The 13,377-nt window shown below is 63.7% G+C and carries 13 protein-coding genes; 4 read left to right on the top strand and 9 right to left on the bottom strand.

Going from position 1 to position 13,377, the window contains the following annotated elements; all coding sequences use genetic code 11:
* Nucleotides 1-165 precede the first annotated feature (165 nt).
* Complete coding sequence (gene proC / locus Q8R61_RS12090; protein WP_305537571.1) at nucleotides 166-981, bottom strand: pyrroline-5-carboxylate reductase; 816 nt, start codon at nucleotides 979-981, stop codon at nucleotides 166-168.
* Entirely contained in the window at nucleotides 974-1,717 is a 744-nt protein-coding gene (locus Q8R61_RS12085) for a YggS family pyridoxal phosphate-dependent enzyme (protein WP_305537569.1), read from the bottom strand. Before Q8R61_RS12085 ends, proC begins: the two co-directional genes overlap by 8 nt.
* Before the next feature lie 48 nt (nucleotides 1,718-1,765).
* On the opposite strand from Q8R61_RS12085, the gene Q8R61_RS12080 reads away from it, so the two are divergent.
* Entirely contained in the window at nucleotides 1,766-2,809 is a 1,044-nt protein-coding gene (locus Q8R61_RS12080; protein ID WP_305537567.1) for a type IV pilus twitching motility protein PilT, read from the top strand.
* A 26-nt stretch (nucleotides 2,810-2,835) separates the two neighbouring features.
* Entirely contained in the window at nucleotides 2,836-3,963 is a 1,128-nt protein-coding gene (locus Q8R61_RS12075; protein ID WP_305537565.1) for a PilT/PilU family type 4a pilus ATPase, read from the top strand.
* Nucleotides 3,964-4,039: 76 nt separating this feature from the next.
* On the opposite strand, the gene Q8R61_RS12070 is transcribed toward Q8R61_RS12075, so the two are convergent.
* From Q8R61_RS12070 to Q8R61_RS12060, 3 genes are all read right to left on the bottom strand, one after another.
* Nucleotides 4,040-4,309, bottom strand: a complete 270-nt coding sequence (locus Q8R61_RS12070; RefSeq protein ID WP_305537563.1) for a hypothetical protein — start codon at nucleotides 4,307-4,309, stop codon at nucleotides 4,040-4,042.
* Nucleotides 4,310-4,366: 57 nt separating this feature from the next.
* Entirely contained in the window at nucleotides 4,367-5,614 is a 1,248-nt protein-coding gene (locus Q8R61_RS12065) for a class I SAM-dependent RNA methyltransferase (RefSeq protein ID WP_305537561.1), read from the bottom strand.
* A gap of 143 nt (nucleotides 5,615-5,757) precedes the next feature.
* Nucleotides 5,758-6,171 (bottom strand): CopD family protein, encoded by a 414-nt coding sequence (locus Q8R61_RS12060; protein ID WP_305537559.1) that lies wholly within the window; start codon nucleotides 6,169-6,171, stop codon nucleotides 5,758-5,760.
* Between Q8R61_RS12060 and Q8R61_RS12055 the strand changes: the two genes are divergently transcribed.
* Both Q8R61_RS12055 and Q8R61_RS12050 read left to right on the top strand, forming a co-directional pair.
* Nucleotides 6,170-6,703 carry a TlpA disulfide reductase family protein gene (locus Q8R61_RS12055; RefSeq protein WP_305537557.1) on the top strand — a complete coding sequence of 178 codons (534 nt, stop codon included), beginning with the start codon at nucleotides 6,170-6,172 and terminating at the stop codon, nucleotides 6,701-6,703. The two genes, Q8R61_RS12060 and Q8R61_RS12055, sit on opposite strands and share 2 nt — an antisense overlap.
* The gene (locus tag Q8R61_RS12050) at nucleotides 6,700-6,903 is read left to right on the top strand and encodes a SlyX family protein (RefSeq protein ID WP_305537555.1); all 204 of its coding nucleotides are present in this window, start codon (nucleotides 6,700-6,702) and stop codon (nucleotides 6,901-6,903) included. Before Q8R61_RS12055 ends, Q8R61_RS12050 begins: the two co-directional genes overlap by 4 nt.
* A 16-nt stretch (nucleotides 6,904-6,919) precedes the next feature.
* Here the strand turns inward: Q8R61_RS12050 and Q8R61_RS12045 are convergent, their stop codons facing one another.
* Genes Q8R61_RS12045 through ettA form a run of 4 tightly spaced genes read right to left on the bottom strand, consistent with a single transcriptional unit; the run spans nucleotide 6,920 to nucleotide 13,360 of the window.
* Complete coding sequence (locus Q8R61_RS12045) at nucleotides 6,920-9,775, bottom strand: bifunctional diguanylate cyclase/phosphodiesterase (RefSeq protein ID WP_305537553.1); 2,856 nt, start codon at nucleotides 9,773-9,775, stop codon at nucleotides 6,920-6,922.
* A gap of 47 nt (nucleotides 9,776-9,822) precedes the next feature.
* Nucleotides 9,823-10,287 carry a YhcH/YjgK/YiaL family protein gene (locus tag Q8R61_RS12040; protein ID WP_305537551.1) on the bottom strand — a complete coding sequence of 155 codons (465 nt, stop codon included), beginning with the start codon at nucleotides 10,285-10,287 and terminating at the stop codon, nucleotides 9,823-9,825.
* A 35-nt stretch (nucleotides 10,288-10,322) separates the two neighbouring features.
* Nucleotides 10,323-11,687: a diguanylate cyclase domain-containing protein gene (locus Q8R61_RS12035; RefSeq protein ID WP_305537549.1), complete on the bottom strand. Its 1,365-nt coding sequence runs from the start codon at nucleotides 11,685-11,687 to the stop codon at nucleotides 10,323-10,325.
* 8 nt (nucleotides 11,688-11,695) lie between these two features.
* Nucleotides 11,696-13,360: an energy-dependent translational throttle protein EttA gene (gene ettA / locus Q8R61_RS12030; protein ID WP_305537547.1), complete on the bottom strand. Its 1,665-nt coding sequence runs from the start codon at nucleotides 13,358-13,360 to the stop codon at nucleotides 11,696-11,698.
* Nucleotides 13,361-13,377: the final 17 nt, after the last annotated feature.

Below are 13,377 nucleotides of genomic sequence, written 5' to 3'. Positions count from 1 at the left end.
GGCCGGGGCCTGCAAGGAGGAGCGACAAAGCCAGGCGCTCGAACGGGCGTGCCAGCGGGCACGTAACGGGTTTCAGTTAAAGGATATATGCAATCGGAGGCATATAAACCAGCATTCATACCGGACTCCTTACATTCGGTGAGTGGTCAACCGAGGTTTCCAGGATCATGCGAGTCTCCCGAGTTCATCGCCCAGTTCGGCGCTGCGGCGGCTGGCGGCCTCCACCGCCTGACTGATGGCCAGATTGACCGCCGCCGCCTCCAGCACGGCAATGCCGCGCTCGGTGGTGCCGCCCCGGGATGTGACGCGCTGTCGCAGCACACCGGGTTCCTCGCCCGATTCCAAGGCCAGCTTGGCTGCGCCGAAGAAAGTCTGCAGCGCCAGCTGGCGCGCGGTTTCAGACGGCAAGCCCTGCGCCACCCCGGCAGCTTCGAGCGACTCGATGAAATAAAACACATAGGCCGGGCCGCTGCCCGACACTGCGGTGACAAGGTCCAGCTGCGGCTCGTCGTCCACCCATACCACGCCGCCGACGGCACGCATCACCGCCTCGGCCTGCGAACGCGCGTCCTGGCCGACGGCAGGTGCCGCAAACAAGCCGGTAATCCCGGCCTGCACCAAGGCCGGGGTGTTCGGCATCGCGCGCACGATCCGGTTGTGCCCGCCCAGCCAGCGGGCGAGGTCAGCCACCCGGACCCCGGCGGCGATCGACACCACCAGCTGGCCAGCCAGTCTTGAAGCCAGCGCAGCTGCCACGTCGGGCAGAGTTTGCGGCTTGACCGCCAACACGATCAGGCCATGCAGCCGCGCCTGCGACAAATCGGTATGGGTCACCACGCCAAAGCGCGCGGACAATTGCGCCCGCGCATCGGCATTGATTTCGACTACCTCGATGTCGGCGGGCTGGGTGCCGCTGGCGATCAGGCCGCCGATGATCGCGGCGGCCATGTTGCCGCCACCGATGAAACTGACTTTATGCATAGGTTTTCCTTTCGCCAAACAGGGCGGTGCCGACCCGAACGATGGTCGCGCCCTCCAGAATCGCTGCTTCCAGGTCGCCCGACATGCCCATCGACAGGGTGTCGAGCGCGTGGCCGCGTGCGCGTAGCGCATCAAACTGTCCACGCACCTGCCGGAAGGCGGCGCGCTGCGCTGCGGCATCCGGCGTCGGCGCCGGAATCGCCATCAGGCCGCGCAACTGCATACCGGGCAGCTTCGACACGGCCTCGGCCAGACCACTCAGCTCGGCCGGCGGCACACCACCCTTGCTGGCTTCGCCACTGACATTCACTTCGATGCAGACCTGCAGCGGCGGCAGTCCGAGCGGGCGCTGTGCCGACAACCGCTCGGCAATCTTCAGCCGGTCAACGCTGTGCACCCAGCTGAAATGCGCGGCGATCGCCCGCGTCTTGTTGCTCTGGATCGGTCCGATGAAATGCCATTCAAGCGGCAGGTCCTGCAGGGCGGTCTGTTTGTCCAGCGCTTCCTGCACGTAGTTTTCACCGAACGCGCGCTGGCCGCAGGCCGCAAGGTCGCGCACCGCCGCGGCATCGAAGGTCTTGCTGACGGCCAGCAGCCGAAGCGTCGCGGCATCGCGGCCCGCTTCGGCCACAGCCGCTGCAATTCGCGCCTGCACCGCCTGCAAACGCTCGCACGGCGTGCCGGCGGCACCGCTCAGGTCAGGCTCAAGTTTGCGTGTATCGGGGCCGTTATCCATATCGCTTATTATCTGACAAAACCCTACCCAATACTGAACGAGGCACGCGTGGACATTTCCGAACTGCTCGCATTCTCCGTCAAGAACAAGGCATCCGACCTGCACCTGTCCGCCAGTCTGCCGCCGATGATCCGGGTCAATGGCGACATCCGCCGCATCAACCTGCCCCCGATGGACCACAAGGACGTCCACCGCATGGTGTACGACATCATGAACGACAGCCAGCGCAAGGTGTACGAGGAAACGCTGGAAATCGACTTCTCGTTCGAGATCCCCTCGCTGGCGCGCTTCCGGGTCAACGCCTTCAACCAGCAATACGGTGCCGGTGCGGTGTTCCGGACGATTCCGTCGAAGGTGCTGACGCTGGAAGAGCTCAACTGCCCGCCGATCTTCAAGGAAATCTCCGACCAGCCGCGCGGCATCGTGCTGGTGACCGGCCCGACCGGCTCGGGCAAGTCGACCACGCTGGCGGCGATGATGGACTACGTCAACGAGAACCAGTATGCGCACATCCTGACGGTGGAAGACCCGATCGAATTCGTCCACCAGAGCAAGAAATGCCTGATCAACCAGCGCGAAGTCGGCCCGCACACGCTGTCGTTCAACAACGCGCTGCGCTCGGCGCTGCGTGAAGACCCGGACGTGATCCTGGTCGGCGAATTGCGCGACCTCGAAACGATCCGCCTGGCGCTGACCGCGGCTGAAACCGGCCACCTGGTGTTCGGCACGCTGCACACCTCGTCGGCCGCCAAGACCATCGACCGGGTGGTCGACGTGTTCCCGGCTGCCGAAAAGGAGATGGTGCGCTCGATGCTGTCCGAATCGCTGCGCGCGGTGATCTCGCAGACGCTGCTGAAAACCAAGGATGGAACCGGCCGGGTGGCGGCGCACGAGATCATGATCGGCACCCCCGCCATCCGCAACCTGATTCGCGAAAACAAGGTGGCGCAGATGTATTCCTCGATCCAGACCGGCGGCAACATCGGCATGCAGACGCTCGACCAGTGCCTGCAGGACCTGGTCCGCCGCAACATCATCGCACCGGGCGCGGCGCGCAACGCTGCGCAAAACAAAGATGCCTTCATGGGCTGAGCTCAACCAGAGCCAAGGATTGATCAATGAACGCTGAAAAAACCATTCACGACCTGCTGCGCCTGATGCTGGCGAAGAACGCGTCCGACCTTTTTATCACCGCCGGTTTTCCGCCCGCGATCAAGGTCGACGGCAAGATCACCCCGGTGTCGAATCAGAGCCTGACGCCTGCGCACACCAGCGAACTCGCGCGTTCGATCATGAACGAGCGGCAATGGAAGGACTTCGAGGCGAGCAACGAATCCAACTTCGCGATCAGTCCGCCCGAGATCGGCCGTTTCCGCGTCAACGTCTTCGTGCAGCAGGGCCGCGTTGGCATCGTGATGCGGACCATTGTCACCAAGATTCCCAAAATGGAAGAGCTGAACCTGCCGCCGATCCTGCGCGATGTCGCGATGATCAAGCGTGGCCTGGTGATCTTCGTCGGCGGCACCGGCACCGGCAAATCGACTTCACTGGCGGCGATGGTGGGCTTCCGCAACGAAAACGCCTGCGACCACATCATCACGGTCGAGGACCCGATCGAATACGTGCATGAGCACAAAAAATCCATCATCACCCAGCGCGAGGTCGGCATCGACACCGACAACTGGTTCTCGGCGCTGAAGAACACCCTGCGGCAGGCGCCCGACGTCATCCTGATCGGTGAGATCCGCGACCGCGACACCATGGAATACGCCATCGCCTTTGCCGAAACCGGCCACCTGTGTCTGTCGACGCTGCACGCCAACAGCGCCAACCAGGCGCTCGACCGCATCATCAACTTCTTCCCCGAGGAAAAACGCGACCAGTTGCTGATGGATCTGTCGCTCAACCTCAAGGCCTTCATTTCGCAGCGCCTGCTTCCGCGCAAGGGCAACACCGGCCGCGTCGCCGCGGTGGAAATCCTGCTCAACTCGCCGCTGATCGCCGACCTGATCTTCAAGGGTCATGTTCACGAAATCAAGGAACTGATGGCGAAGTCGCGCGAACTCGGCATGCAGACCTTCGACCAGGCGCTGTTCGACCTCTACGAAGCCGGCCTCGTCACCTACGAGGATGCGCTGCGCAATGCCGACAGCCTCAACGACCTGCGCCTGAAGATCAAGCTGCACGGCCAGGAATCCAAGGGGCGCGACATGATGGCGGGGCTCGATCACCTCGACATCGTCTGAGCGCCTTTATCCCAATAGAAAACAGGGTGCGAGGCACCCTGTTTTCTATTGGGATCGGCGAATCAGGTTGCGGACCTCATTCCGGATTGATCACAGCCTTCACTTCAAGTCCGCGGTTGCCCGGCAAAGCCTTGATCGCCTCGGCCGCAGCCTTCAGCGCGGCTTCCTCGCCGCCATGCTTCACCATCAGATGCTCCTCGTCCGGCATCGGCGCGCCGAGCGACATCGGAATGATCGAGGCCTTGCCGCTGCCCGACGCAGCAAAATCGGCCACCAGGTAATAACTCCGGTAGACCTCGGCGCCATCGTCGAGGGTTCCGGTCAAGCGGATTGATGCAGTAATCATGGCGAGGTCCGTCAGGGAGGATTCATCAAAGACGCACGCGCCGGATCGGGGTTCCGCTCAAATCGACGGGTCGGCGGGTTTTTTCTCACGCATCGATCCGGCGATCAGCTTGTACTGCAGGAAGCGGGTTTCGATCGGGCCGTTGAACAGTGGAATGCGCCGGCTGGCCTTGAGGCCGAGCAGCTTCGGCAACAGCGGATCGCCGGAAATGATCCACGCCTCCCAGCCAGCGAAATGCTTCTTCAGCCAGTCGCCCAGGAGCGGATACCACGCGGCCAGGTCCTCAGCCTCGCCCAGCCGTTCGCCATAGGGCGGGTTGGTGACGATCACGCCGACCGGCGTCGGCGCCTTGAGATCGAGCACATCGGACACTTTCAGCTCGATGGCGTCTGCATAGCCGGCGGCGTCGAGGTTGTTGCGCGCCTTGTCGAGCACCCAGCGGTCCTGGTCGGCACCGAAAATCGGCAGTTGGGCCGGGAGCGGCTTTTCCCGCGCCTGCGCCTCAGCCTTGATGCGCTTCCACAAGGACGCATCGAAATCGCGGTAGTGCTCGAACGCGAAATGCCGTCCCCGCCCCGGCGCCCGGTTCAAGGCCATGTCGGCCGCTTCAAGCAGAATCGTGCCGGCGCCGCACATCGGATCCAACAGCGGCATGCCGGGCTCCCAGCCGGACAGCATCAAGAGACCGGCGGCGAGGTTTTCCTTCAGCGATGCCGCGCTCGCTTCGCGCTTGAAGCCGCGCTTGAATAGCGGCTCACCCGAAGTGTCGAGGTAGAAGGTCACCGCATCCGGGGTGAAAAAGGCGTAGACCGGCACGTCGGGCGCGTCGGTGTCGACACTGGGCCGCTCGCGCGTTTCCTCGCGGAAACGGTCGCAGATTGCGTCCTTGATTTTCAGCGTGATGAAGTTGAGGCTTTTCAGCGGCGCATTCTGGGCGCCGACTTTCACCGCGATGGTCTTCGTCACGTCGAACCACTCCGGCCACGGCAGGTCGAGCGCAGCGCGGTAGATGTGCTCTTCCTTGCGGTAACGCGTGTAGCCGACCTTGCGCAGGATGCGGGTGGCAATTCGCGAGTTGAGGTTGACGCGCATTTCGGCCGCGGCGTCCGCCATGAAAAGCACCCCGGCGGGCACCTGGCGCACCACCTGCGCGCCAGCGGTCGCAAGCTCGGTTTCGAGCAGTGCCTCCAGCCCGCGCGGGCAGGTGGCGAAATGGCTGGCCGGCGGCAGCGCCTCGCGCTCAGGGCGGACCGGATGCGACGTTTTGCTGCGACGGGGCGGGGAATTGGGGGACTGGGGTTTCAAACGGGGCTTTCCTGGGAAGATCGAAAAATAGCGTACAGACTCAAGCTGTCATTACGAGGCACGAGGCGACGACGCAATCCGGCTTGCCGCTCGACTGGACGATGGTCTGACTGGATTGCTTCACTGCGTTCGCAATGACAGGCTTAAAACGGCTTAAATACCACCAGCAATACCACGACCAGCAGCACAATCACCGGTATTTCATTGAACCAGCGGAACCAAACATGCGACTTGGTGTTCTGTCTGGCTTCGAACTGGCGCAGCAGGCTTTTGCAGACATGGTGATAGCCGACCAGTCCGGCGACCAGAATCAGCTTGGCCCACATCCAGTTCATGCTGAGCGGAAAATACGCCAGCCACAGCCAGATGCCGGTAATCAGCGTCAGCCACATGATCGGCGAGACGAACCGATACAATTTGCGCGACATCAGCAGCAGGCGGTCGTACGCTGCATTGTTGCTTTCCATCGCCAGGTTGACGAACAGGCGCGGCAGATAGAACAGTCCGGCGAACCAACTGACCACCATCACGATATGAAACGCTTTGAGCCACAGCATGGATAAACAGACCCTGAAGAAATGGACGCCCAGTCCGCTGACCCTGATTTTACTGGGTTTGGTCGCGTATCTGTGGTTTCGCCCGCCGGCCGAGGTCAGCGAGGAGGATCGGCCCGCCCTGCCTTGGGCCGTGACCCTGCCCGACGGCCGGACGCTGACCAGCGACACGCTCAAGGGCAAGGTCGTGCTGGTCAACTTCTGGGCGACCTGGTGCCCCTACTGCCGCAAGGAAAAGCCGGTGATCGACCGCTTCTGGAAAGACCATCGCGACCGCGGTTTCGAGGTCATTTCGATCAGCATCGACGATACGCCGGCGCAAATCGCCGACTGGATGCAGGACAAGGACTACACCTTCATGGCCGCGCCGACCAATGCCTCGGTGGCCGCCGCCTTCGGCAACGTGGCCAGCGTGCCGACCTCGTTCATCGTCGATACCGATGGACAGATTCGTCACAAGATCGCCGGGCAGGTGCATTATCCCCGGCTGGAAAAACTCGTCGTCCCCCTGCTCCCCCAGGCCAGACAGCCATGACCGAATCCCGCCTCGTCGAACTCGAAACCAAGCTCGCCTTCGCCGAAGACCTGCTCGACACGCTCAGCCAGACCGTGGCCCGCCAGCAGGGGCAGATCGATTCATTGCAGCAGCAGCTGCGGCTGCTGCACCAGCAGATCCAGGACGCGTCGCCGGATGAAGCACGCACCCCGCGCGACGACATTCCCCCGCACTACTGAATGCAGCCTGACTCCGCTAGACCGCACTGACCGCCGCGGGAAAAGGCTGCGCGCCGGCCAGCAGTGCCAGCAGCTCGGGCTCGGGCATCGGCCTGGCGTAGTAATAGCCCTGTGCCCGCAGGCAGCCATGCTGCGTCAGGAAAGCCTCCTGCTCCGCGTGTTCGACGCCTTCGGCGATCACCTGCAGGCCCAGGTTGGCCGACAGCGACAGGATCGCCTGGACGATGGCGGCGTCGTCGGCGTCGGCTGCGATGTCGCGGATGAAGCTGCGGTCGATCTTAAGCTCGCTGATCGGCAGCAGCTTGAGGCGGCTCAGCGAGGAATGGCCGGTGCCGAAATCGTCGATGGCAATGCTGAGGCCGAGCTGGCGCAGCGCCGTCATGATTTCCAGGCCGATCGCTTCGCTCTCCATGATGCTGCTTTCGGTCAGCTCCAGCACGATGTGCGCGGGCGCCACGCCGATTTCGGCAAACAGGGCCGCCAGCCGTTGCGGCAGGTCCTTCTGCAGCAGCTGCTTGCCGGACAGGTTGATATGCAGCGCAAAGTCCTCAAGGGATACCCCCTCGCGCTCCCAGCGTTTCAGCGCGAGGCAGGCCTCGCGGATGACCCATTCGCCCAGCGGAACGATCAGGCCGGTGTCCTCGGCCAGCGGGATGAAATGGTCGGGCGGGATCGCGCCTTCTTGCGGGTCGATCCAGCGTAGCAGGGCCTCGGCACCGCAGATGCGCCGACTGTCCAGGCGCACCAGCGGCTGGTAGTGCAGCGTCAGCGCGCGCTGCTCGAACGCGCTGCGCAAGCGCGTTTCCAGTTGGATGCGCCGCATCGCGCGTTCGGTGATGCCCTGCTCGTAGAAATGAAAGGTGTTGCGGCCACCTTCCTTCGACTTGTACATGGCGGCATCGGCATGCTTCAGCAGCGTTTCGGCGTCGCGGCCGTCCTCAGGATAGACGCTGATGCCGACGCTGGCGGAAACGTGCAGCGGATAGTTGCCGATGTGCAGCATTTTTTCCAGCGTCTGGATGATCTTTTCCGCCACCATCGCGGCCGCCTGGCTGTCTTGCACGCTTTCGAGCAGCACCACGAACTCGTCGCCACCCAGGCGCGACAGCGTGTCCTCGTCGCGCACCAGGGCCTTCAGGCGGCCGGCCACCGCCTGCAGCACGGCGTCGCCGATGGCGTGACCGAGGCTGTCGTTGATCGTCTTGAAGCGGTCCAGGTCGATGAACAGCACCGCCATGCGCGTGCCGGCACGATCGGCACGGCAGGCGGCATGGCGCAGCCGGTCCATCAGCAGGACGCGGTTCGGCAGGCCGGTCAGGGCATCGTGATAGGCGATGTACTCCAGGTGCGCATCCTTCTCGCGCAATGCCTGCTCCGCCTGCTTCCAAGCGGTGACGTCCTGAATGGTGCCGATCATGCGGACGGGGGTGTCCCCTTCCATCTGTACTTCCGCGCTTTCGTGCACGACGCGAACGCTACCGTCCGGACGCACGATGCGGTGATCGATCGCATACGACTGCCCGGTTTCCATCGCGCGGCTGACGGCCGCCTCGACGGTCGCCCGATCGTCCGGATGCACACGATCGAGGAAAGCCTGATAACTGGCTTTGAATTCAGTCGCATCGACACCGAACAGGCTATAGATGCCCTCCGACCAGAACAGTCGCTTCTCCTGGATCAGCCAGTCCCAGTTGCCCATCTGCGCAATGCGCTGCGCGCGGTCGAGGCTGTCCTTGATATCGCCCACCTGGCGCGAGGCGCGCGCGATTTGCCGGTTCTTTCTGGCGAACAGCAGTAGCGACAGCGCCAGGCTGATGAACAGCAGCCCTGCCAGGCCATACAGCATGCCGATGATGGTAGAGCGATTGGCTTCGTAGAACGAGGGCGGGCTGTTGATGAGCCGCACCTGCCGCGCAATGTCGCCGGGCAGGCTGAGTCCTGCGCGCAACAGCTCCGTTTCGTCCACGATGTACGCGTTGGGGCTGTTCTCGTTCGGCGGCAGCGCGCTGAGCGGCATGCCTCCCAGATGTCTGATCAGCAGCTCGGCGGCGGCCTGCCCCTGGCGCGGCCCGCTGGTGACGTAGCCGCCGAGCACACCCGGATAGAGGTAGGCGTCCTCCATGCTGAACACGACGAAGCGGCCGCTGCCCACAATGGCTTTCACCGTCTCGGGTAGCGTGAGCGTGCGGCCATCGCGATCGGCCATGGTGCCCAGCGTCGTCAGAAACACGAAGCGCTCGTTGCGCGTACGCAGGCGTTCGATCAGATCGTCGATGCGGCGCGCGGAAATGAAGGTGGCCTGGATATCAGGATGCTGTCGCAAGGCCTGCGTGATCTCGCTTTCGATGGCGAGAAAGGTTTCGCTCGCATCGCCGACGATGAGAATCTCGCGGATGTCGGGATCGAACTGACGCATCAGATCGAGGTTGGGGATGATCTCCTTTTTCTCGAACACACCGGTGATGCGGGACGGGTCGATCTGCGTGCGTACGTCGATATTGTTGACCCCGGAAAAGAACACCGGCACGCCGGGGAACACCGCCGACAGATGGGACCGCGCAAAAGACAGGCTGTTGTCATCGGTGACATAGATCGCCGCGGGCCGGTAGCCGCGATATTTCTGCCGCAGGTGATCGCCGATCAGGTCGGCGTGGGCGGCACTGTAGCCGACACGCTTGGTGTCGAGATACTCGACACTGAGGTCGTACGCCCGCGCCGTGTCCGCATTCAGCGCCGCAACGAAGCCCTCATGCTGGCCTCGGGTCCACGGATATTCCTGGCTGTAGGCATGCAGGACGAACACCGGCGTCGGCACGATTGCCTGCGCCGGGGCACAACACCAGATCAGTAGAAACAGCAGCGCATATCGCATGTCGGATTTCGGGACGGACGGTTAAGCGATTAAACGGCCATGCGGGCTTATTCTTGCACGCCTGAAGTGAGTTCGATCTTCAGCACCACCTTGCGGATCCTGCCGGCGCTGACCAGTGGCGCGTGCGCGTCGTCGGGGAAAAACAGACAGAATGATCCGGGCGGCGTGGAGATCCAGCTTGCCGGCGCGTCGTCAAAAAAGCGGATGTCGCGTGCGGCATCGTAGTCCGTCGCCGGCGTCATGCAGTCGGCCAGCGGTTTCCAGCCCATTTCGTCGACGCCCGCGAGCACCAGCTGGATATCAATATAGCGCCGATGACATTCCAGCTGCGCCTCCGCCCGCGTGCGGCCGGGACAGTCCTCGACGAGGGCGAACAGCTGCTCGCCCTCGATGGCATGCCGCCCGGGCGCCAGCGCATCCAGGTCCGTGCTGCGCAGAAAGTCGAGGGCCCGCGCAAACAGCGGATGCAGGTTCGAATAGCGGTCGGCTCGGGCCAGGGTGTCGAGAATCATGTTCGGGATCCAGGCTAAAAATCACACGGCCGGCTTCAGCCGGGCTGGGTGGAACGCTCTTCCTTGGCGCGATACATCGCTTCGTCCGCCTTCTGCATCAGGGTGTCGAGCGAAGGCGTGCTGTTGCTGCATGTTGCCACGCCGATGCTGATGCTCAGCCGGATGGCGTCGTCGGACCCGGGCAGGATGACATCGATCGCGGCACGCAGACGGCGCAGCAGTGCCTCGAGCGACGGGCCGGCCGGCGTATCCGGCAGCAGCACCACGAATTCGTCGCCGCCCACCCGCGCCAGCAGATCGGATTCGCGGCAGCAGGCGCGCAGCGTGTTGGCGACATAGACCAGCACGGCGTCACCGGCGGCATGGCCGTAGTTGTCATTGATCGACTTGAAGTTGTCGATATCGATGTTGAGCAGCGTGAGATGACACCCGGTCCGCCGGGCCAGCGCGAACATATCCTGTCCACGCAGGGTGAACTGGTAGCGGTTGGCCAGTCCGGTCAGGTTGTCGTGCAGGGCCATGCTGCGGATGCGCCGGTGCACCGACACCGTATAGGTCACCAGCGCGCCCGCCAGCCCTGCCAGAAGCGCCAGCAGCGCCTGGACCCACACGCCATGACGCACGACCGGCGCCGCGGTGACGGCCGCCAGCTGCCAGCGCCCGCCCGGAATGACCACATCCATCCGCAATACATCGGGGTCGCGGAACAAGGCCGCATCGCCGAGAAAGACCGCCCCCTGCTCGCCCAGCCCGTCGCGCCCGCGCAGCGCATAGCGCACGCCGTTTTCCGCGCCTTCCCCGATGCCGGCGCGTTCGAAAATGGGCATCGGGTCGATTGCCACCGCGGCCAGCCCCCAGTATTGCGGCGAACCGTCCGGCCGGGTCAGCAGAATGGGGATGCGATTGATGATGCCAACTCCGCCCTGCGCCAGTTCGATCGGCCCCGCGGTGACCGGGCGCTGCTCGCGCATCAGGCGCAGCACGGCATCGCGCTGGCCGGGGGTATCCAGATAGCGCAGGCCCAGCGCCTTTTCGTTGCCTTCGCGCGGATAGATCAGACGGATCACGTTGCCGGGCGCCAGTGCCACGCTGCGAATGGCCGGCTGCAGGCGAATCAGCGAGGCCGCGACCTGCTTCAGGTCATCTTCCGAGAAATCGGGCTTGGCCAGCACGAAGGTCGACAGACCCAGGCTCAGGGACAAGGTAGCGTTGAGTTCCGATTCCAGCCGCGCCCGCACCGTGGCCGCCTCGGCCTGCAGCACCGCGCGCTCGGCCTGCAGCCGCCGTTCATGCTCCAGCCAGACAAAGCTGTACAACAGCCCCCACACCAGGCACGTCGCCAGCACGCCCTCCAGCAGTGGCAGCTCGCGCAGGATAGCCAGGGGACGTTGGGGTTTCACGCGTGGGTTCAGCGGGTGATGGGTTTGTAGCGAATGCGCCGGGGCTTCGCGCCTTCCTCGCCTAGGCGTTTCTTCTTGTCGGCTTCGTATTCCTGGTAGTTTCCAGGGAAGAACACCACCTGCGAGTCGCCCTCGAAGGCGAGAATGTGGGTCGCGATGCGGTCGAGGAACCAGCGATCGTGCGAAATCACCATCACGCAGCCGGCGAATTCCAGCAGCGCGTCTTCCAGCGCACGCAGGGTCTCGACGTCGAGGTCGTTCGACGGTTCGTCGAGCAGTAGCACGTTGCCACCGGCGATCAGCGTCTTTGCCAGATGCAGCCGCCCGCGCTCGCCGCCCGAAAGATTGCCGACCCGTTTCTGCTGATCGCCACCCTTGAAGTTGAAGCGGCCGAGGTAGGCGCGCGACGGCGTTTCATAGCGCCCTACGGTGAGGATGTCGCGGCCTTCGGCGACTTCGTCGAACACGGTCTTGTCGGCGGAGAGCGCGTCGCGACTCTGGTCGACGTAGGCGAGCTTGACCGTCTGTCCGATCTCGACTTCGCCGCTGTCCGGTTTTTCCTGGCCGGTGATCATCTTGAAGAAGGTCGACTTGCCGGCGCCGTTGGGGCCGATGATGCCGACGATCGCGCCGGGCGGCACCGAAAAGCTCAGGTTATCGATCAGCAAACGGTCGCCGAAGGATTTGCTCACGTTGTGAAAGTCGATCACTTTGTCGCCGAGGCGCTCACCCACCGGGATGAAGATTTCCTGCGTCTCGTTGCGCTTCTGGTATTCGACCGAATTCAGCTCCTCGAAACGGGCCAGACGCGCCTTCGACTTGGCCTGGCGCGCCTTGGGGTTCTGCCGCACCCATTCGAGTTCCTGCTTCATGGTCTTGATGCGGCCGAGTTCCTGCTTGGATTCGGTCTCCAGCCGCGCTTCTTTCTGCTCGAGCCAACTGGTGTAGTTGCCTTTCCACGGAATACCGTGGCCGCGGTCGAGTTCGAGGATCCACTCGGCGGCGTTGTCGAGGAAGTAGCGGTCGTGCGTCACCGCCACCACAGTGCCGGGGTAGCGGACCAGAAACTGCTCCAGCCAGTCGACCGATTCAGCGTCGAGGTGGTTGGTCGGCTCGTCCAAGAGCAGCATGTCGGGGCTGGACAGCAACAGCTGGCACAGCGCGACGCGGCGCTTTTCGCCGCCCGACAGGGTGCCGATGAGCGCGTCCCAGGGCGGCAGCCGCAGCGCGTCGGCGGCGATTTCCATCTGCGTGTCGAGGTCGGCGCCCGCGGTGGCGAGGATCGCCTCGCACTTGGCCTGCTCCTCGGCCAGTTTGTCGAAGTCGGCATCGGGTTCGGCGTAGGCGGCGTAGATTTCGTCCAGCCGCGTTTTCGCCGAGACAATCTCGCCCAGCCCCGCCTCCACCGCCTGCCGCACCGTGTGCGCGGGATCGAGCTGCGGCTCCTGCGGCAGGTAGCCGATGCGGATGCCGGGCATCGGGATCGCTTCGCCTTCGATGTCCTTGTCCACCCCCGCCATGATCCGGATCAGCGACGACTTGCCGGACCCGTTGAGACCCAGCAGGCCGATCTTGGCGCCGGGGAAAAACGACAGCGAGATGTCTTTCAGAATCTGCCGCTTGGGCGGCACGATCTTGCCGACGCGGTTGAGGGAGTAAACGTATTGCGCCATGGGTAAGGGGTGTCCAG

The organism is Thiobacillus sp. (genome assembly GCF_030696885.1).
Classification (GTDB): domain Bacteria; phylum Pseudomonadota; class Gammaproteobacteria; order Burkholderiales; family Thiobacillaceae; genus Thiobacillus.
The sequence above is the reverse complement of the archived record's forward strand: the minus strand, read 5'-3'. Positions and strand labels throughout refer to the sequence as shown.